The organism is Mesorhizobium sp. M0715 (assembly GCF_040320355.1).
Lineage (GTDB): Bacteria > Pseudomonadota > Alphaproteobacteria > Rhizobiales > Rhizobiaceae > Mesorhizobium.
Genome location: NZ_JAMYPL010000002.1, coordinates 302,439 through 320,567, shown reverse-complemented (window position 1 = coordinate 320,567; position 18,129 = coordinate 302,439). Strand labels below are relative to the sequence as shown.

The window sequence follows — 18,129 nt, the reverse complement described above, 5'->3', positions numbered from 1 at the left end:
AGACCGTCAAGGAAAGCTCGCTCGTCGCCCGATTGGTGCTATAGGGCGGATCACGCTATTTTGAACGGGCGCATTCGAGTTTCGGATGCGCCTGGCGGCCATTTCTCTGACGGATTTCGACATGGACGGACCCAACCCAGACATCAAGCACCCGATCCCGATGCATACCCGCGTCGGCTTCCTCAAGGGGCTGGTGAACGCGCCGAACATCGAGGTCGGCGACTTCACCTATTATGACGACCCCGACGGTCCGGACAAATTCGCCGAAAAATGCGTCCTGCACCATTATCCGTTCATTGGCGACAAGCTGATCATCGGCAGGTTCTGCGCCATCGCCGAGGGCGCGCGCTTCATCATGAACGGCGCCAACCACGCTATGTCCGGCTTTTCGACCTATCCGTTCAATATTTTCGGCCATGGCTGGGAAAAGGGTTTTGACCCGGCGACCTGGTCCAGGGAAGTGCGCGGCGACACCATCGTCGGCAGCGACGTCTGGATCGGCATGGAAGCGGTGATCTTGCCCGGGGTGGAAATCGGCCACGGCGCCATCGTTGCCGCGAAATCGGTGGTGACGCACGACGTGCCGCCCTATGCGATCGTCGCCGGCAACGCGGCCAAGGTGGTAAAGATGCGTTTCGACGACCGGACAATCAGGCGGCTGCTGGCGGTGGCGTGGTGGGACTGGCCGGTGGACAAGGTCAGCCGCAACCTCGATGCTATCCGGGGTGCCAATATTTCTCTTCTGGAGGCAGCAGCTTGAACGCTCTGAACAGCAGCATAATCGGCACCGAACTGTTCACGCGAGGATGGATCTTCATCCGCGGCGTGCCGGCCATGAAATTCTTGCCGCCGGAAGGGCCGCCGGAAATCGCCTTTGCCGGCCGCTCGAATGTCGGCAAGTCGTCGCTGATCAACGCGCTGGTCAACCAGAAGGGGCTGGCGCGCACTTCCAACACGCCGGGGCGCACCCAGGAGCTCAACTATTTCGTGCCAGATGGATTTTCGGGTGAGGGCGCCGACCTGCCGCCCTTGGCGCTGGTCGACATGCCCGGCTACGGCTACGCCACCGCGCCGAAGGAGAAAGTCGACGAGTGGACCAAGCTGGTCTTCGACTATCTCAAGGGCCGCGTCACGCTGAAGCGCGTCTATGTGCTGATCGACGCCCGTCATGGCATCAAGGCCAAGGACGATGAAGTGCTGTCGCTGCTCGACAAGGCGGCGGTGTCCTACCAGATCGTCCTGACCAAGACCGACAAGATCAAGACTGCCGGCGTGCCGAGGCTGATCGAGGAGACGCTGGCAAAGATCAAGAAGCGGCCGGCGGCGTTCCCGGTCGTGCTGGCGACGTCTTCGGAAAAAGGCGAGGGCCTTCAGGAATTGCAGGCGGCCATCGTGCTTGCCGCCAATGGCGGCTAAGCTATGTCGATATTCAGGTGATGCCGGCCTGCAAACGACGGCTTTCTGCGCTTCCGGTGCTCACGGACCCGAATGTCCGCTCCGCTCCGGTTCTCGAAAGCCACCGTTTTCGGCTCGGCCTGACCTGAATCTCAACACACCTTAGAACTGGGTTAAGGCTTGGCCTCGATAGCAATCGTCTGATGGCCTTCTTCCGCCACAAGCCTTTCGGTGCCGTATGCCCTGAGGAACATGCTGACGCCTGACCTGACGATGTGATCGATCTCGTCCTGGGTCGGGGCTTTCGTGCGGTAGGCGAAGATGCACTGGCGGAACAGACCGGCCAGGCACAGTTCGGTGAACTGATAGGCGGCAAGATCGACATCGTCGATGCGCAGCAGGTCGCGCTCGATGGCGGCATTGAGAAAGGCCGCGACCTTGTCGTGGCCACGCTTGGGACCGCGCTCGTAAAAACGCGCGCCCATGTCGGGTATCCGGTCGGATGCCCCGATCACCGTGCGCTGTGCCTGGATGACCTTGGCCGACGTGATCTTGAGGGCCAGCACCTTGCCGAACTTCACCAGCGTCTCGCGCAGGTTGTCGGCGTTGTCCAGCACGTCATACATGTTCTTGAAGATGGTGCCGCGCTCTTCCTCGATCAGCGCTTCGAACAGCTCCTCCTTGTTGGCGAAGTAGACGTAGATCGTACCCTTGGAGACACCGGCCTCGCGGGTGATGTCGTTCATCGAGGCGGCTTCGAAGCCCTTGTCGATGAAGACACGACGGGCGCCGTCGATGATCTGGCTGCGCTTGACCGGATCCTGCCCCGCGGCCGGGCGGCCACGGCGCAAGCTTTCCAACAGGTCGTCGCATGACTCGTTTTCGACATTGGGCGGGGTCTCGGCCATGAAAGTCACACCTCGAAAATAATTCGAACCAAGCGGTTCGATTGCCCTTGATATGGTCCTCTTTACGCGCTATGTCAACGGCCGGATCGAACCGAACGGTTCAGTATCATATTATAACTTTAGAGAGATGTCATGTCCTCGAACGCGCCGACCACAGCCGAAGTCCGTCCCTTCCCCAACGCCAAGGTTGCGCCGGCGACGGAAGCGCCGGATATGCCTGTCCAGCCCGTCTCGTCGCCGCCGGCAGAGGCTCCGGTCAAGAAGAAGCGCTCGGTGCGTTCTTTTCTGCTGCCGATCATCGGCGTCGCCTTGCTGAGCGCCGGCGCCTGGTACGGTTACGATTACTGGACAACGGGCCGCTTCATGATCTCGACGGATGACGCCTATGTCCAGGCGGACATGGCGTTCATCTCGCCCAAGATTTCCGGCTATGTCGATCAGGTCAAGGTCAGCGAGAACCAGCTGGTCAAGGCCGGCGATCCGCTGCTCGTCGTCGATGACGGCGATTACAAGATTGCCGTCGCCCAGGCCGAGGCGCAGATCGCCACCTTGAGCAAGACGCTCGACCGTATTGACGCCCAGACCGACGCAGCCCGCGCCTCGCTGCAGCAGGCGCAGGCGCAGAAGGTCGCCGACCAGGCCGCGGCCGACAATGCAGCCAAGGTCGCGGCGCGCGCCTTGCAGCTGCTCAAGACGCATGTCGGCACGCAGGCGCAGCTGGACGACGCCCAAACGGCGGTCCAGCAGGCCGATGCCGCCCTTGTCGGCGCCGACGCACAGATCGCCGCCGCGCAGGCCAATATCGGCGTGCTGCAGGCGCAACGCGCGGAATCGGCGAGCACGCTGGCGTCCCTGCAGCTCAGCCATGACAAGGCCCTGCGCGATCTTTCCTTCACCGTGCTCAAGGCGCCTTATGACGGCATCGTCGGCAACCGCTCGGTCGAACAGGGCGACCTTGTCAGCCCCGGCCAGAAGCTCGCCGTCATCGTGCCGATGGACAAGCTCTACATCGTCGCCAACTTCAAGGAGACGCAGCTTGCCCGGCTGGTGCCCGGCGAGAAGGTCAAGATCTCGGTCGATGCGACCGACGGCCAGGACTTCGAGGGGACCGTCTCGTCGCTGGCGCCGGCTTCGGGTGCCGTGTTCTCGCTGCTGCCGCCCGAAAACGCCACCGGCAACTTCACCAAGGTCGTGCAGCGCGTTCCGGTCCGCATCGATGTGCCCGCCGATGCGCTGAAGAGCGGCAAGCTGCGCGCCGGCCTGAGCGTCGTCGTCGCCGTCGACAGCCGTACCGCCCCGACGGGGTCGGCATCAGCGGCAGCGTCGAACTGAGCGGCCGCCGGGGAGCAATGCCATGGCAACCGCAACCCTGACAGCAGGAGCGCCGCCGGCGAGGCCGGCTGTGCCTGACACCATTTCGACGCGGCGCGTCATCGCCTTCCTGGCGATGGTGTTCGGCATGTTCATGGCCATCCTCGACATCCAGATCGTCTCCGCCTCGCTGTCCGAAATCCAGGCCGGCCTGAGCGCCAGCTCCGACGAAATCCCGTGGGTGCAGACCGCCTATCTGATCGCCGAAGTGGTGATGATCCCGCTGTCGGGCTTCCTCAGCCGGATGCTGTCGACGCGCGTGCTGTTCACCATCTCGGCGGCAGGCTTCACCGCGGCCAGTGCGCTGGCGGCGACCGCCACCAACATCGACCAGATGATTGTCTACCGCGCCGTCCAGGGCTTCATCGGCGGCGGCATGATCCCGAGCGTCTTCGCCGCTGCCTTCACCATCTTCCCGCCCTCGCGCCGCGCCTTCGTCTCGCCGATGATCGGCCTGGTGGCGACGTTGGCGCCGACCATCGGCCCGACTGTCGGCGGCTACATCAGCCATGCCATGTCCTGGCACTGGCTGTTCCTGGTCAATGTCGTGCCCGGCATCCTGGTCACAGCGGCGGCCTGGACGCTGATCGACTTCGACAAACCCAACCTCAAGCTGTTCAGCAAGTTCGACTGGTGGGGCCTCGCCGGCATGGCGGCTCTCCTGGGCTGCATGGAATATGTGCTCGAGGAGGGTCCCAACAATGACTGGATGCAGGATCAGGGCGTCTTCATCTGCGCCATTGTCATGACCATCGGCGCGGTGCTGTTCTTCTGGCGGGCGTTCACCGCCGAGGAGCCGATCGTCGACCTGAAGGCCTTCACCAACATCAACTTCGCCTTCGGCTCGCTGTTCTCCTTCGTCATAGGCATCGGCCTTTACGGCCTGACCTATCTCTACCCGGTGTATCTCGGGCGCATCCGTGGCTACGATTCGATGATGATCGGCGAGGCGCTGTTCGTCAGCGGCCTGGCCATGTTCTTCACCGCGCCGATCTCGGGCATCCTGTCGAATAAGATGGACCCGCGGCTGATGATGATGATCGGCTTCTTCGGCTTCGCCACCGGCACCTGGTGGATGACGCATCTGACCGCCGACTGGGATTTCTATGAGCTGCTCATCCCGCAGATCCTGCGCGGCTGTTCGATGATGCTGTGCATGGTGCCGATCAACAACATCGCGCTCGGAACCTTGCCGCCCGAGCGGCTGAAGAACGCTTCAGGCCTGTTCAACCTCACCCGCAACCTTGGCGGTGCGGTTGGCCTCGCCCTGATCAATACCGTGCTGATCGACCGCAATGCCTTCCACTACGCAAGGCTCTCCGAACATGTGCAATGGGGCAGTGAAGCCGCGCAGACCAAGCTGCAGAACATGACGCTCAATTTCGAGCAAACCCCCGGCCTCGACGCGACAAGTGCCGCGATCTCCAAGCTGTCTGGCATGGTCCAGCAGCAGGCGGCGCTGCTGTCCTTCATGGATGTGTTCTTCATGCTGACGGTGCTGTTTGCGACGCTTGGCATGTTCACCATGCTGATCCGCAAGCCGGCCGCGGCGGGCGGAGGTGGCGGCGGCGGCCACTGATACGTGGGCAGCTGTTTCGGGAAGCTCCTCCAGTCCACGCCTGAAAAAGCTCTGACCGCGCAAAAAACTCCGGGCCCGCAAGCCCGGAGTTTTTCATATCCAGTTGGAATTTGTCAGGCTGTGGCGGGCTTGAAGGTCAGCGCGACGCCGTTGATGCAGTGGCGCAGGCCGGTCGGCGCCGGACCGTCGTCGAAGACGTGGCCGAGATGGCCGCCGCAGCGGCGGCAATGCGCCTCGGTGCGCGTCATGCCGAGCGAGCGGTCCACGGTCGTGCCGATAGCCTTGGGGATCTCTTGCCAGAAGCTCGGCCAGCCGGTACCGGAATCGAATTTCGTCTCCGACGAATAGAGCGGCAGGTCGCAGCCGGCACAGGCGAAGATGCCCTTGCTGTGTTCGTTGAGCAGCGGGCTGGTGCCGGGATACTCCGTGCCTTCCTTGCGCAGCACGTTGAAGGCGGCAGGCGACAGGATGGCTTTCCACTCGGCGTCGGTCTTGGTGACTTCGAATTTTTCGGCGGCCTGTGCTGCCTGCGGATCGCCCATGCGCAGCATCGTTGCCGCGATCCCGACGACGCCGATGGCGGCGGCACCCCTCAAAAGAAAGTCGCGACGGTTCATGACCAGTTCCTCCTGATGTCCTTTTGCCAAACTATACCGTCGCGCGGAAATCAAAAGCCGGTGACGGAAGCCCCTCGAACGAACACTCCGCGCCCGCCCACATCCGAATGTGGGAGGCGCGGAGTGCGCGGGTCAATTGCGGATCACAGAGCGGGATCGTGCAATCGACGGAGGGCCCTTGCTGCCAGTTCGCCGGCAGCAAGCCCCTTGTTACATCTTCGGCAAAAGAACCTTGTCGATGACGTGGATGACGCCATTGGACTGTTCGACATCGGCGATCGTCACATTGGCGACATTGCCGTTCTCGTCTGTGACGGTGACCTTGCCGCCGTCAGCCTTGAGCGACAGCTCGCAGCCGCCGGCCGTCTTGACCTTGTGGGTGCCGCCGTCAGCCTTGGCCATCGAGGCCACGTCCGCCCCCATCGCCTTGGCACCGATGACATGGCAGGTGAGGATCTTGGTGAGCTTGTCCTTGTTTTCAGGCTTGAGCAGCGTCTCGACCGTCCCGGCCGGAAGGGCTGCGAAGGCCTCGTTGGTCGGAGCGAACACAGTGAACGGACCGGCGCCCTGTAGCGTCTCGACAAGGCCGGCGGCCTTCACGGCGGCGACCAGCGTGGTGTGGTCCTTCGAGTTCACGGCGTTCTCGACGATGTTCTTGTCGGCAAACATCGCGGCGCCGCCAACCATCGGGTTTTCGGCATAGGCGGCGGTGGCAAGGGCCGAAACGGCGATCGTACCGGCGAGCAAAAGGGTGACGTATCTACGCATGATGTCGAACTCCTCGGGTTTTTCTCTTCCCATTTTTGGGGACGCGAGGAGATACGGGACAAAATCGCCCGAGTTTCAGAAATATCGTGATTTTTTATTTTATCTAACGCGCCCGGCGGATTTCCCAAGCAATCGGTCGCGGCCGACATGCTGTCTATGGGCATGTTCAGTGAGGGATAGACTTATGATAGTCTTTTGTGATTTTTCAAGCGCGCGGAGCCGGTCAGATGTTCTTCAGGTCGCCGGCGGCGACTACCGGTCCGGTCGGCTGTCCGGTCGGCGAACCGCCTGACGGCTCGAGGCTGACGGCAAGCACCGCGCCTTGGGCAAGCTTCTGCTGGGCCGCCGGCGAGACGACAATATGTGCCGTAGCACCGGCCGGAATGACGCCCATCGACACCGGCGGGTTCTTGCCCTCGATCATCCACAGCTCGAAGTCCTTGCCGGAAGCACGCTCACCGGAGACATGCGACAGGCCGATTTCGTGATGCGCGGCATCATAGACGGCGAGATATCTGACGTCGCTGCCTTCGGCGGCCAGCGAAGCGACGAGGCGCGCCTGCGGCTGCTCGACCGGGGGGTTGAGGACTGGCACGGCGATGTAAATCGCCAGTGCCGCAGCCGCGGCCGCGGCAAGGCCGCGCCAGAAGGCCAGGCTGGACCACAGGCCGCCGCGCGATTCGGCGGGCGTGGTCACGGCGGCAGCGTTGGCGAACAGGCGGCGGTCGACAGCGGTCTTCACCGAAACCGACGGCTCGACTTCCCGATAGGCGGCGGCAAGCGGTGAGAGACTGACCTCCCAACTCTCGACAAGACGAGCGAAAACCGTATCCGCATCGATGCGGCGGGAGACGATCTGGCGTTCGTCGGCATCGAGCACGCCGAGAACGTATTCGGCGGCGAGCAGGTCGTCGCCTCCACGTTCCGGTCCTGTGTCTTCTGCCAGCGTCATCTTTCCAGACATTCTCTGAGTTTCAACAGGCTGCGGCGCAGCCATGTCCGCATCGTGTTCAGCGGCACGCCATGGCGCTCCGCCAGTTCGGCATAGCTCTCGCCCTTGAGATAGGCGCCCCGGACGGCGGCTGCCCGGTCCTTCTCCAACTCATCGAGACAATGGTGGATACGTTCGGATTCGTCGCCCGCCACCGCCATCGCTTCAGGCCCCGGCGCCGGATCGGCCACGTCGAGCGCGGCATCGATGTCGGCGGCGGGCTTGCGTCGCGCTCGTATGCGATCGATCGCATGGTTGCGCGCGATTGCCACCAGCCAGGAGATCGGGCTTAGATCGGAGACCGCAAAACGATCCGCCTTCGTCCATATCTTGACGAAGACTTCCTGCAGCGCTTCTTCCGCGTCTCCCCGGTCGTTCAAGACACGAAGGCAGACGCCAAAAAGTTTCGCGCTGGTCTGCCGGTAAAGCAGATCGAACGCGGCCCGATCCTTCATCGAAGTCCGAACGATCAGCTTGGTGATGTCCTGCGGCGTCATTGCAGGCAAGTTAGGCGATTGCGATGTATTTGCAACGGCGGAAATAATCTTGTGCACGCCTAAGCTTTTGTGTGTCGCCGGCCCGGATCCGTCCACCGATTGCCAATGGAATCGCCACTGGCTAGCTTGCCCTCAGTGATGGGGGAGCGCGCATGTCGGTCGAACGGATCCTTTGGGAAGAAGATGCCACGGGCCTCGCCAATCTGGTCCGCAAGGGCGACGTTTCGGCCGTCGAGCTGACGGACACCGCGATTGCCCGCGCCGAGGCCACCCGTCCCGACATCAATGCCACGGCCGAACCGCTCTACGATGCCGCCCGGGCCCGCGCCAAGACCATCGACCGCTCGCTGCCGCTGGCCGGTGTTCCCTTCGTCATCAAGGATCTCGGCATCGCCATCAAGAGCGTGCCGACGCATGGCGGCAGCCGCATTCCGGCATGGCTGGCCGATGTCAATTCGGTGCTGACCGACCGCTATCTCGCTGCCGGGCTTATCCCGATCGTCACCTCGACATCGCCGGAGCACGGGCTTCGATTGATGACCGAATCCAGGGCCTTTGGCATCACCCGCAATCCGTGGAACACCGGCCATACCAGCGGCGGCTCTTCGGGCGGTTCGGCAGCCTTGGTCGCAGCCGGCGTCGTGCCGGTGGCGCATGCCTCCGATGGCGGCGGCTCGATTCGCGTGCCTGCCGCCTGCACCGGGCTTGTCGGCCTGAAAACGTCGCGCGGCCGCACACCGCTGACGCCGCTGGTGAGCGAAAGCTGGTACGGCATGGTCGTCGACCATGCGCTCACCCGTTCGGTGCGCGATTGCGCGCTGCTGCTCGACCTCATCCACGGCCCCGATCCTCTGTCGCCCTATGCCGCGCCGCCGCCGAAAGGCACGTTCGCGGCTGCCGCCGCGCGCGATCCCGGCAAGCTCAGCCTGGCCGTGTACCGCAAATCGCCGCTTGGCCTGCCGATCTCGGACGAGACGCTCAAGGCGCTCGACACGGCGGTGGCGCTTGCCCGCGAGGGCGGCCACACGGTCGAAGAGATCGACCTGCCCTTTATCGGCCGCGATTTCTTCGCCGATTTCTGCAGGACGGTTGCCTCCGCCGTTGCCGGCACGATGCGCGCGGACGCGCTGCGTGTCGGGCGCTCCGTTACCGGTGACATCGAGCGGGCGACGCGCGTGCTCGCCCGCTTCGGCGAACTGGTGTCGGCGGGCGAGACCTATGCCGACCTGCAGCGGCTGCATGCCGCCTCGCGACGGCTGATTTCGGAGACTGCGCGGTATGACGCCGTGCTGATGCCGGTCATTGCCCACCCGCCGCTCGCCTGCGGCGCCATGGATCCGAAAGGCGCCGACGAACTCATCGAGAACCTGCTCGACAAGCTTCATCTGACGCCCTTGCTGAAGCTGAAGCCGTTCTTCGGCCAGCTGATGGACAAGAGCCTCTGGTTCACCCATTGGCCGGCGATCCAGAATGTCAGCGGCCAGCCGTCGATCGCGCTGCCGGTCCATGTCACTGACGCCGGCCTGCCGCTCGGCGTCCAGGCGGCCGGCCGTCCGGGCGACGAGGAGACGCTTTTGTCGCTCGCCGCGCAGATGGAGAAGATCTCGGGTTGGCTGGACCGCAGGGCGCCGCTGATGGTGCCGACACAATGACGAGGTCGTGAAGCGCTCGAATATGACAGCAAAGCCATTTGCGGGCGACGCCAATTCCCGCTAAGACGCCGCCGTCCTTACCTGATGCATGTCGCCCAGAAGTGTCCAGCGGTTTGGGACAGCGACATGCTTAAAATAAAAAGCCGGGAGCCAAGCCGATGACGGAAGTAACCGCCACCGCCGAAATGCAGGCAGCCCTGTTGTCGCGGGCGCTGCCCTACATGCAGCGCTACGAGCACAAGACGGTCGTGGTGAAATATGGCGGCCATGCCATGGGCGACATCGAGCTCGGCAAGGCCTTCGCGCGCGACATCGCGCTGCTCAAGCAGTCCGGCGTCAACCCGATCGTCGTCCACGGCGGCGGCCCGCAGATCGGCGCCATGCTGGCCAAGATGGGCATCGAATCGAAGTTCGAGGGCGGCCTGCGCGTCACCGACCAGAAGACGGTCGAGATCGTCGAAATGGTGCTGGCCGGTTCGATCAACAAGGAGATCGTCGCGCTGATCAACGCCGAGGGCGAATGGGCGATCGGCCTGTGCGGCAAGGACGGCAACATGGTGTTCGCCGAAAAGGCCCGCAAGACCATGATCGACCCGGACTCCAACATCGAGCGCGTGCTCGATCTCGGCTTCGTCGGCGAGCCGGTCGAGGTCGACCGCACCTTGCTCGATCTTCTGGCACGCTCCGAGATGATCCCGGTGCTGGCGCCGGTGGCGCCAGGCCGCGACGGCCACACCTACAACATCAATGCCGACACCTTTGCCGGCGCCATTGCCGGCGCCTGCCAGGCGACGCGCCTGCTGTTCCTCACCGACGTGCCGGGTGTGCTCGACAAGAACAAGAAGCTGATCGACGAACTGACCGTGGCCGAGGCCAAGGCGCTGATCAAGGACGGCACGGTCTCGGGCGGCATGATCCCCAAGGTCGAGACCTGCATCGAAGCGATCGAACGCGGCGTCGAAGGCGTCGTCATCCTCAACGGCAAGACGCCGCATGCGGTGCTGCTGGAACTGTTCACCGAACACGGCGCCGGCACGTTGATCGTCCCCTGAGCGGCGGCCGATCTGCTGATCGTCCGCCGCCGGTCGTTCAGGCAGATTGGGGAAGGCGCGCGATGACCTTTATCTCGAAATCGAATCCCGCCAGCCAGTTCACGCCAACCGCGGTCCAGTTCGTGTAAGGCGGCTCACCGAATACCTTCTTTCGAACGGCATCGATCGCCTCCCATTGCGCGGCCGGATCGGTGTGGAACGTGGTCACGTCGACGATGTCGTCGAACGTGCCGCCGGCGGCCTTCAGCACCGCCGCGAGATTGTCGAAGGCCAGCTGGACCTGCTTTTCGAAGACCGGCTCGGGCGATCCGTCCTCGCGGCTGCCGACCTGGCCGGAGACGAACAGAAGGTCGCCCGAGCGGATCGCCGCCGAATAGCGGTTGATCTCGTAGAGAGCCTGCCGGCCAGCAGGGAAGATCGCGTCGCGTTTGGTCATAGTTTCACTCCATCTAGACAAGGCAGGTCCGACCTCCCGACGATCGCGACGTGGCGTCGCCGAGAGGGCGAGAGCCGTTCGCAAGGCTTCGGGGTTTTGGATCGCTGCGCTCCACCAATCCGGGGTGATTTTTGACATACGCCCCGCATGCGCGATGTGGGTGCATACGCGACGTATGTCAATATGCATACGCAGCGTATGTTATTTTCAGGATAGTATCGGCTGCGGGCCAAGCTCATTTGCGCGGTCAGGCATTCGACGAATCGCGGTCCCAGGCAGAGTCAGCTTGCGCGCTGGGCGTCGAACGGTCATTGACTCCTCCTCGGCGTCCTGCGGCGCGCCCCAGAATTCAGCCAGCGTCGGGCCGTCTTTCACCCTGACGTCGCGGACCAGAAAACCCCAGACCTCGCGGAACCAGACGCGGCGGCCCATCTGCGTGTACCAGCGCATCGAATGCCGCTGCTCGGGATCCCTGTGGAACAGGATGCGCGCCAGCGCCTTGGGCCGCGATTGCACTGCGAGCTCGATCAGTTTGACGCTGAAGAACAGCATCCAGGGTTTCAGACGCGTCATCTGCAGCACCTGGTGCTTGTAGTCCCAAAGGCGCGCGTCCTGCTGGATCACCTTGCGATCCCGCGCAATGCGGAAGAACGGCGTCCAGCGATGCGGCGTCACATAAAGCGCCTGGATCTGGTCGGGGTCGTAGGCGATGAGCTGGCGAAACCCGCGCCACAGATCGCGAAACCCTTCGTCCTCGAAGCCGGCAACCCAGGTCGCCATCGACAGGATGCCGTGCAGGCGCAACAGCCTTATCGCCTCGCGGTCGGATGAGGTGCTGCCGCCCTTGCGGATCAATTGAAGCGTCTGCTCGTCGGTGTTTTCCATGCCGAGCAGCCAGCGGATGACACCGGCCTTGCGGTAGAGATGCAGGATGTCGGCATCGCGCACGATGTCGTCGGCACGGGTCGAACCGACGATCAGCACCGGCACGTTCTCGGCGATAAGGGCGTCGAGGAAGACGCGCCAGGCCTTCTTCGAGACCGTCGGATTCTCGTCGGCGAGATTGATCAGTTCGACGCCGTGCTCGCGGTGCAGCCAGGCGATCTCCTTGGCGAACTTTACGGGATCGCGATGCCGCCAGCGGGTCCAGAAGCCGCGCTGGCCGCAATAGTTGCACAGATGCGGACAGCCGCGCGAAAACTGCATGACCACGGCACGCTTGCCGCCCCAATAACTGTAGCGCCCGTGATCGATCAGTTCCCAGCCGACGCGGTAGGCATCGAGTTCTGCGATGGTCATGGCCGGCTGCGTGGCAAAGGGACGGCGCAGATCGTCGCGATAGGCGATGCCGGCCACGCTCGCCGGTGGCTGGCGCATTTCCAGCGCCTCGACCAGCGCCACGACGGTCGCTTCGCCCTCGCCGCGCACGATGAAGTCGAATGTATCCGTTGCGGACAGGATGTCGCGCCAATGATAGGTGGGGAAAACGCCGCCATAGATGATGATGGTCGCCGGCTCCCGCTGCTTGATCTGCTCAGCGATCAGCAAGGCGGTCGGATGCGCCGAGGTCGAGCCGGAATGGCCGATCAGGACGAAGTCGGGGTGGTCCTCCAGTGCGTTGCGCACGACGTCATCGAGCGGCATCGGCCCGAACTCGGCGTCGACGAGCCGTACTTCGTGCCCGGCATCGATCAGCGACCCGCCGATCGCCAGCAGGCCGAGCGGCGGCAAATGATCGTCGGGCACGCGGCTGCCGATGGCGGTGTGCGGCGGATTGATCAGGACGATTTTCATGGCGGACCTCTTGGGCATTTGGTCCGCGCAAGCTGGCCGGCGATGTGGACACGCGCTTGGCCCGTTTCAGCAGTTTGCGTGCAGCTTTTGCTTAAGGGGTGAGGAAAGGAGGCATTCTCACTTCCGGAGATGCCCGAGCGGCACATGGCCCGGCCCCTTGATGTTCTGCAGCACCAACTGCGTGTGGACGTCGCGCACGCCGTCGAGCCGCATCAGCCGGTGCATGACGAAAGCGTTGAGCTCGTCGACCGACGGCACCATGACATGCAGCAGAAAGTCATGGTCGCCGGTCATCGTCCAGCACGACGACACCTCGTCCATGCGCTGCACGGCGGCGATGAAGCTTTCGGGCGAGCCGTCGCTGTGGCTCACCAGGCGCACCTGGATGAACACCTCGACCATCAGCCCGACCGCGCGGCGGCTGATCACCGCGGCAAAACCCTTGATGATGCCGGCATCCTGCAGCGCCTCGAAACGCCGCGCGCACGGCGTCGTCGACAGGCCGATCTCTTGCGCCAGTTCGGAAACCGGCTTGCGCCCGTCGCGCTGCAGGACATCGAGCATCTTGATCTCGAAATCGTCGAACTGAGGCATTTTCACTCCGAGAGAGGGTTTTGTGAGTGGATATTATCTCGAATATTCCGTTCGAGCCATCATCAAAACCGATTTCCCTCGGCAAATCCGGGTAGCCTTTCGGCACGTCTGCCATTCATGATTTGCGAGGAGAAAACCATGACGACGATGAGCGTTGCCGAATACGCCCGCGACTGCGCGGCGCAAGGATTGCGCGGTGACTATTCGGTCTGCCGTGCCGATTTCACCGTGTCGCAGGGTTACGATTACAGCGAAGAAGAGCAGGCGGTGTGGCGCACGCTGTGCGACCGCCAGACCAAGTTGACGCGCAAGCTCGCCCACCATTCCTATCTCGACGGCGTCGAAAAACTCGGCCTGCTCGACCGTATTCCCGATTTCGACGAGGTCAGCGCCAAGCTGCGCAAACTGACCGGTTGGCAGATCGTCGCGGTGCCGGGGCTCATTCCCGCGGCCCCGTTTTTCGATCATCTCGCCGATCGCCGCTTCCCGGTCACCAACTGGCTGCGGACCAGGCAGGAGCTCGACTACATTGTCGAGCCCGACATGTTCCATGATTTCTTCGGCCACGTGCCGGCGCTGTCGCAACCGGTGTTCGCCGATTTCATGCAGATGTATGGCGAGAAGGCCGGCGACATCATCGCGCTGGGTGGCGACGAGATGATTTCCCGGCTCTACTGGTACACGGCCGAATATGGCCTGATGCAGGAGGCCGGCCAGCCGCTAAAGGCCTTTGGCGCCGGCCTGATGTCGTCGTTTACCGAGCTGCAGTTCGCGGTCGAAGGCAAGGACGCCCACCACGTGCCCTTCGACCTGGAAACGGTGATGCGCACCGGCTACGAGATCGACAAGTTCCAGCGCGCCTATTTCGTGCTGCCGTCCTTCGACGCCTTGCGCGATGCCTTCCAGACCGCCGATTTCGAGGCGATCGTCGCCCGGCGCAAGGACCAGCCGGCGCTTGACCCGGCGATGCTCTAGGCAGCACGTTGCCCTGCAGCCGTCAGGCGGTGACCACCTTGCTCAGATGGTCGCCGAGCCGGCAGGCCAGCGCGGTGATTGTCGTCGTCGGGTTGCATTGACCTGACGTGCAGAACACCGAGGAGCCGCCGACATGGAGATTGTCCATGCCGTGCATCTTGCAGTTGGCGTCGACAACACTTTTGGTGACGTCGGTGCCCATGCGCGTGCCGCCCATGTGATGATGGCCCGCCGTCTCGTCGTTGGTGGGATAGTCCTGGCCGTTGCTGATCCAATCGGCAATGCGCACGCGGCCGAGATTCTTCTCGATCAGTGTCTTGCCGAACAATCTGAGCCCTTCGAGCAGTGTGCGGCGCTCCATTTCCGATTTCTTCCAGTGTAGCTCGATGCGCGGCACGCCGGCGTGGTCGACATCGGTCTTCGACAACTCGATCTGGTTGGATGCCAGCGGCGCCTGTTCCCAGGCGACGTAGAGCTGGGCGGCGCAACGCAGCCTCTGGCTGAGCTTGGAGGACATCCACTCGGCCATGTCGGGCGCCGTGCAGGCGAGGTCGGCGATAAGGCTCTTGACGCCGGGATACGGCGTCTCGATCAGCCGGATGCCAAAATTCATGATCTGCAGCCGCTCCATGGCGGCAAGTGTCGGCGAGAAGAAGGCCTCGTTGACGGCATCGACCTCGAACGCGTTGTAGTCGGTCAGGATGGCATTGCCGCCCTCGAAGGTCGGATGCTCCATCCAGTAGCGGCCAAGCGCCGTCGCATTCGGCACGACGCCGCCGTTCGAGCGCTGGTTGGACCACAGAAGCAGCCGCGAATTCTCCAGCCCACCGGTGCAGACGATGAAATAGTCGGCGCTGAAGGAGCCGGCATCCTGCCCGTTCGACCACAGTCTGGCGCCAGTCACGCGTCTGCCGTCGCCGGCAAGTTCGGTGGCACAAGTGTTGAGCACCACCGCGATGTTCGTGGCCTTGTCGAGTTCATCGCCGAATTTCTCGGCGAAGCGCACGGCCGGGCTCTTGATCAGCTGCACCCAGCGAATGTCGTTCGAGATCGGCATATCGGGCCGGAGGGCCGGAAGGTCGAGAATGTCGCGCACTTCCGGCAGATAGGGTTCGATGTCGGTGCGGCGGATCGGCCAGCCCGTGTCGGGTACCCAGGCCTTCGGCTCGAAATCCTGCTTGTCGAGGACGCGGCACCAGCCTGCCCAGTGGTTGGAACTGCCCCCCATGAACCGCAGCCGGGTTATGTCGAGATCGAAATAGAAATCCCCGACCGTGCTGCCCCGGTAGAAGCCCTGCGACTCGTCGCTGAATTCGCGCGGACCGGCCTCCATCACCACCACCGGAATGCCGGCCGCACCAAGCTTGCGGGCAATGGTGGTACCGGCCGGGCCGGAGCCGAGGATGCAGACTTTTGGAGTGAAGTTCGCGGCGCGATACGCCTCGTAGCTGTCAAAGATCATGCCAAGTCGCTCCGCTTCAGGATCCAGCCATTGACCTCGACGATCTCGTTCGGGTCGGGCTCTGGATCGGCGGCATCGGCATCAGGCAGCTTGCGGAACAAAGACAGGGCAGGCAATGCGATCAACGCCTGCACGAGCGCGCGGCGTGACATTCTTTTGATGATGAAACTCATGGCTGGTTTCTCGTCTGGGCTTCGGCACTGCATGGGCGTTCCCAGAACGGCAATTCCCGGAACGACACATGCATCACCGTGGAAGCCAGTATCGTGCCAAGTCTGGCCGTGAAGCAGTGAAAACCCGGCTAAGCGGTACAACCGAGTGCAAACAGGGTTAGAGTTTGCTTAACGGGCCGGTTGCGGCAGATCGGATCACGCCGCCTCGGAAATGCCGGTATCGATGATCGTCAGATTGCGGCCCTGGTGCTTGGCCTGGTAGAGGCGCCGGTCGGCGGCGCGCATCAGCTCCGACACACTGGCTTCCTCGCCGCAGATGGTGCCGCCGATGCTGACCGTGAGCGGGATGGTCCGCTCGTCGACGGGCCGGAAGCGGATCAGCTCGACTTCGCGGCGAATGCGCTCGGCGACGCGCTTGGCCTCCTGCTCGGTGGCGCCGATCAGAAAGGCGCCGAACTCCTCGCCGCCGATGCGGCCGAGCACATCGCCGCTGCGCACGCCGCGCTGGATCGCGCTGGCGATCAAAAGCAGCGCGTCATCGCCGGTCAGGTGGCCAAAATTGTCATTGATGGTCTTGAAGTGGTCGGCGTCGATGATCAGCAGCGCGCCGCGATCGGACTTGCGGCGCGAACCGTCAAGCGCGGCAAAGAAACTTTCCCGGTTGAGCATGCCGGTCATGTCGTCGCGGCTCGCCTTTTCCGCCAGTCGGCGATGCGCGGCGGCGAGCTGGGCATGAGCGCGGGCGAGATCGCGATGCGCGTTTTTCAGCCTGTCGCTTTGCCAGAAAGTGCTTGCGCTGGCGGCCCACGCCAGCACCAGCGGACAGAGGGTGGAGGTCAGCCAGATCGTACGATTGACCGGAAATCCCATGGCCGGAACGATGATCAGGGTCAGCAGGAGAGAGGCCGCGACTGAGGCGAAAGCAACGGCGGCGGATCTCAGAATTATGCTGTTCATCGCTTGCTCCCACAAGACTGCCTCTCTGCCAGCAAGCCCTGAAGGCCACCTTTCCCAGATGCCTAAAATTTGAATCGTGAGGCGATTTACGCAACCTCAACGAGCAGAAGTTGTGGATAAAGTCGCTTTCGGAATGCGCGTTTCATGCCATAAGGAGCCTATGACCACGCTCCCTGACCCCGCCCGCTTCGCCCATGTCACCGACTGGGTCTTCGATCTCGACAACACGCTCTATCCGCATCATTCGAATCTGTTCTCGCAGATCGACGTCAAGATGACCGCCTATGTCGGCGAACTGTTGGCATTGCCGCGCGACGATGCGCGCAAGTTGCAGAAGGAACTCTACCGCGAATATGGCACGACGCTGAACGGCCTGATGACACGTCATGGCATCGACCCCGACGATTTCCTCGAGAAGGTCCACGACATCGACTATTCATGGCTGGTGCCCGATCCCGTTCTCGGCACCGCCATCCGCCAGCTTCCGGGCCGCAAGTTCATCTTCACCAATGGCGACCGCAGGCACGCCGAGCGCACCGCGCGCCAACTCGGCATCCTCGACCATTTCGACGACATCTTCGACATCGTCGCCGCCGGGCTCAATCCCAAGCCGGCGCGCCAGACCTACGAGAAGTTCGCCGAACTGCACGCCGTCACCGGCCACAATGCGGTGATGTTCGAAGACCTTGCCCGTAACCTGTCGGTGCCGAAGTCGCTCGGCATGACCACGGTGCTTATCGTGCCGCGCAATTTCGAGCCGACCTTTGCCGAGATCTGGGAGCGCGACCCGGCCAACGAGGATGATGTCGATTTCGTAACCGACGATCTGGCGGGGTTTCTGACGGCGATTGTGGAGGGGGAAGGAAGAGGGGAATTGAAGAATTGAAGAATTGAAGAATGAAGGACGG

Annotated in this window: 19 protein-coding genes; 8 read left to right on the top strand and 11 right to left on the bottom strand. The window is 63.0% G+C overall.

From position 1 onward, the window contains the following. Positions 1–121 precede the first annotated feature (121 nt). Positions 122–760, top strand: a complete 639-nt coding sequence (locus NKI21_RS03455; protein ID WP_023810785.1) for a CatB-related O-acetyltransferase — start codon at positions 122–124, stop codon at positions 758–760. Next, positions 757–1,416, top strand: coding sequence for a ribosome biogenesis GTP-binding protein YihA/YsxC (gene yihA / locus NKI21_RS03450; RefSeq protein ID WP_352440600.1), 660 nt, complete (start codon positions 757–759; stop codon positions 1,414–1,416). Before NKI21_RS03455 ends, yihA begins: the two co-directional genes overlap by 4 nt. A 152-nt stretch (positions 1,417–1,568) precedes the next feature. On the opposite strand, the gene NKI21_RS03445 is transcribed toward yihA, so the two are convergent. Continuing rightward, positions 1,569–2,303: a TetR/AcrR family transcriptional regulator gene (locus NKI21_RS03445; protein ID WP_023810783.1), complete on the bottom strand. Its 735-nt coding sequence runs from the start codon at positions 2,301–2,303 to the stop codon at positions 1,569–1,571. Between the two features lie 132 nt (positions 2,304–2,435). Between NKI21_RS03445 and NKI21_RS03440 the strand changes: the two genes are divergently transcribed. Continuing rightward, the gene (locus NKI21_RS03440; protein ID WP_352440601.1) at positions 2,436–3,635 is read left to right on the top strand and encodes an HlyD family secretion protein; all 1,200 of its coding nucleotides are present in this window, start codon (positions 2,436–2,438) and stop codon (positions 3,633–3,635) included. Between the two features lie 22 nt (positions 3,636–3,657). Continuing rightward, on the top strand, positions 3,658–5,253 hold the full coding sequence (locus NKI21_RS03435; RefSeq protein ID WP_023810781.1) for a DHA2 family efflux MFS transporter permease subunit: 1,596 nt from the start codon (positions 3,658–3,660) through the stop codon (positions 5,251–5,253). A gap of 113 nt (positions 5,254–5,366) precedes the next feature. Here NKI21_RS03435 and msrB read toward each other — a convergent pair whose 3' ends face one another. The 4 genes from msrB to NKI21_RS03415 form a co-directional block, all read right to left on the bottom strand. Then, positions 5,367–5,870: a peptide-methionine (R)-S-oxide reductase MsrB gene (msrB, locus tag NKI21_RS03430; RefSeq protein WP_352440602.1), complete on the bottom strand. Its 504-nt coding sequence runs from the start codon at positions 5,868–5,870 to the stop codon at positions 5,367–5,369. Between the two features lie 210 nt (positions 5,871–6,080). Next, a complete protein-coding gene (locus NKI21_RS03425; protein ID WP_352440603.1) occupies positions 6,081–6,638 on the bottom strand; it encodes a fasciclin domain-containing protein in 558 nt (185 codons plus the stop codon). Positions 6,639–6,861: 223 nt separating this feature from the next. After that, entirely contained in the window at positions 6,862–7,590 is a 729-nt protein-coding gene (locus NKI21_RS03420) for an anti-sigma factor (RefSeq protein ID WP_352440664.1), read from the bottom strand. Next, positions 7,587–8,126 carry a sigma-70 family RNA polymerase sigma factor gene (locus NKI21_RS03415; RefSeq protein WP_013528490.1) on the bottom strand — a complete coding sequence of 180 codons (540 nt, stop codon included), beginning with the start codon at positions 8,124–8,126 and terminating at the stop codon, positions 7,587–7,589. Before NKI21_RS03415 ends, NKI21_RS03420 begins: the two co-directional genes overlap by 4 nt. 152 nt (positions 8,127–8,278) lie before the next feature. Between NKI21_RS03415 and NKI21_RS03410 the strand changes: the two genes are divergently transcribed. After that, positions 8,279–9,778 carry an amidase gene (locus NKI21_RS03410; RefSeq protein WP_352440604.1) on the top strand — a complete coding sequence of 500 codons (1,500 nt, stop codon included), beginning with the start codon at positions 8,279–8,281 and terminating at the stop codon, positions 9,776–9,778. 158 nt (positions 9,779–9,936) lie between these two features. After that, the gene (argB, locus tag NKI21_RS03405; protein WP_128304177.1) at positions 9,937–10,830 is read left to right on the top strand and encodes an acetylglutamate kinase; all 894 of its coding nucleotides are present in this window, start codon (positions 9,937–9,939) and stop codon (positions 10,828–10,830) included. Positions 10,831–10,867: 37 nt separating this feature from the next. Here argB and NKI21_RS03400 read toward each other — a convergent pair whose 3' ends face one another. The 3 genes from NKI21_RS03400 to NKI21_RS03390 all read right to left on the bottom strand — a co-directional run bounded on the left by NKI21_RS03400 (position 10,868) and on the right by NKI21_RS03390 (position 13,654). Continuing rightward, on the bottom strand, positions 10,868–11,266 hold the full coding sequence (locus NKI21_RS03400; RefSeq protein WP_352440605.1) for a RidA family protein: 399 nt from the start codon (positions 11,264–11,266) through the stop codon (positions 10,868–10,870). Positions 11,267–11,473: 207 nt separating this feature from the next. Next, entirely contained in the window at positions 11,474–13,060 is a 1,587-nt protein-coding gene (bchE, locus tag NKI21_RS03395) for a magnesium-protoporphyrin IX monomethyl ester anaerobic oxidative cyclase (RefSeq protein ID WP_352864514.1), read from the bottom strand. 117 nt (positions 13,061–13,177) lie between these two features. Further along, positions 13,178–13,654, bottom strand: coding sequence for an Lrp/AsnC family transcriptional regulator (locus NKI21_RS03390; protein WP_128304179.1), 477 nt, complete (start codon positions 13,652–13,654; stop codon positions 13,178–13,180). Between the two features lie 138 nt (positions 13,655–13,792). Between NKI21_RS03390 and phhA the strand changes: the two genes are divergently transcribed. Then, the gene (phhA, locus tag NKI21_RS03385) at positions 13,793–14,629 is read left to right on the top strand and encodes a phenylalanine 4-monooxygenase (protein ID WP_128304180.1); all 837 of its coding nucleotides are present in this window, start codon (positions 13,793–13,795) and stop codon (positions 14,627–14,629) included. Positions 14,630–14,651: 22 nt separating this feature from the next. On the opposite strand, the gene NKI21_RS03380 is transcribed toward phhA, so the two are convergent. The 3 genes from NKI21_RS03380 to NKI21_RS03370 all read right to left on the bottom strand — a co-directional run bounded on the left by NKI21_RS03380 (position 14,652) and on the right by NKI21_RS03370 (position 17,221). After that, positions 14,652–16,091 carry a GMC oxidoreductase gene (locus tag NKI21_RS03380; protein WP_352864511.1) on the bottom strand — a complete coding sequence of 480 codons (1,440 nt, stop codon included), beginning with the start codon at positions 16,089–16,091 and terminating at the stop codon, positions 14,652–14,654. Further along, a complete protein-coding gene (locus NKI21_RS03375; protein ID WP_023810772.1) occupies positions 16,088–16,264 on the bottom strand; it encodes a hypothetical protein in 177 nt (58 codons plus the stop codon). The genes NKI21_RS03380 and NKI21_RS03375 overlap by 4 nt, the downstream gene beginning before the upstream one ends. Positions 16,265–16,459: 195 nt before the next feature. Continuing rightward, positions 16,460–17,221, bottom strand: a complete 762-nt coding sequence (locus NKI21_RS03370; protein ID WP_023810771.1) for a GGDEF domain-containing protein — start codon at positions 17,219–17,221, stop codon at positions 16,460–16,462. A 160-nt stretch (positions 17,222–17,381) separates the two neighbouring features. Between NKI21_RS03370 and NKI21_RS03365 the strand changes: the two genes are divergently transcribed. Next, on the top strand, positions 17,382–18,107 hold the full coding sequence (locus NKI21_RS03365; RefSeq protein ID WP_023810770.1) for a pyrimidine 5'-nucleotidase: 726 nt from the start codon (positions 17,382–17,384) through the stop codon (positions 18,105–18,107). Positions 18,108–18,129: the final 22 nt, after the last annotated feature.

Bases quoted from the DNA above. Each gene is read 5' to 3' on its own strand.
- NKI21_RS03455 (WP_023810785.1), top strand. From the start codon at position 122: ATGGACGGACCCAACCCAGACATCAAGCACCCGATCCCGATGCATACC.
- NKI21_RS03445 (WP_023810783.1), bottom strand. From the start codon at position 2,303: ATGGCCGAGACCCCGCCCAATGTCGAAAACGAGTCATGCGACGACCTG.
- NKI21_RS03440 (WP_352440601.1), top strand. From the start codon at position 2,436: ATGTCCTCGAACGCGCCGACCACAGCCGAAGTCCGTCCCTTCCCCAAC.
- NKI21_RS03435 (WP_023810781.1), top strand. From the start codon at position 3,658: ATGGCAACCGCAACCCTGACAGCAGGAGCGCCGCCGGCGAGGCCGGCT.
- msrB (WP_352440602.1), bottom strand. From the start codon at position 5,870: ATGAACCGTCGCGACTTTCTTTTGAGGGGTGCCGCCGCCATCGGCGTC.
- NKI21_RS03425 (WP_352440603.1), bottom strand. From the start codon at position 6,638: ATGCGTAGATACGTCACCCTTTTGCTCGCCGGTACGATCGCCGTTTCG.
- NKI21_RS03420 (WP_352440664.1), bottom strand. From the start codon at position 7,590: ATGACGCTGGCAGAAGACACAGGACCGGAACGTGGAGGCGACGACCTG.
- NKI21_RS03415 (WP_013528490.1), bottom strand. From the start codon at position 8,126: ATGACGCCGCAGGACATCACCAAGCTGATCGTTCGGACTTCGATGAAG.
- NKI21_RS03410 (WP_352440604.1), top strand. From the start codon at position 8,279: ATGTCGGTCGAACGGATCCTTTGGGAAGAAGATGCCACGGGCCTCGCC.
- argB (WP_128304177.1), top strand. From the start codon at position 9,937: ATGACGGAAGTAACCGCCACCGCCGAAATGCAGGCAGCCCTGTTGTCG.
- NKI21_RS03400 (WP_352440605.1), bottom strand. From the start codon at position 11,266: ATGACCAAACGCGACGCGATCTTCCCTGCTGGCCGGCAGGCTCTCTAC.
- bchE (WP_352864514.1), bottom strand. From the start codon at position 13,060: ATGAAAATCGTCCTGATCAATCCGCCGCACACCGCCATCGGCAGCCGC.
- NKI21_RS03390 (WP_128304179.1), bottom strand. From the start codon at position 13,654: ATGCCTCAGTTCGACGATTTCGAGATCAAGATGCTCGATGTCCTGCAG.
- phhA (WP_128304180.1), top strand. From the start codon at position 13,793: ATGACGACGATGAGCGTTGCCGAATACGCCCGCGACTGCGCGGCGCAA.
- NKI21_RS03380 (WP_352864511.1), bottom strand. From the start codon at position 16,091: ATGATCTTTGACAGCTACGAGGCGTATCGCGCCGCGAACTTCACTCCA.
- NKI21_RS03375 (WP_023810772.1), bottom strand. From the start codon at position 16,264: ATGAGTTTCATCATCAAAAGAATGTCACGCCGCGCGCTCGTGCAGGCG.
- NKI21_RS03370 (WP_023810771.1), bottom strand. From the start codon at position 17,221: ATGAACAGCATAATTCTGAGATCCGCCGCCGTTGCTTTCGCCTCAGTC.
- NKI21_RS03365 (WP_023810770.1), top strand. From the start codon at position 17,382: ATGACCACGCTCCCTGACCCCGCCCGCTTCGCCCATGTCACCGACTGG.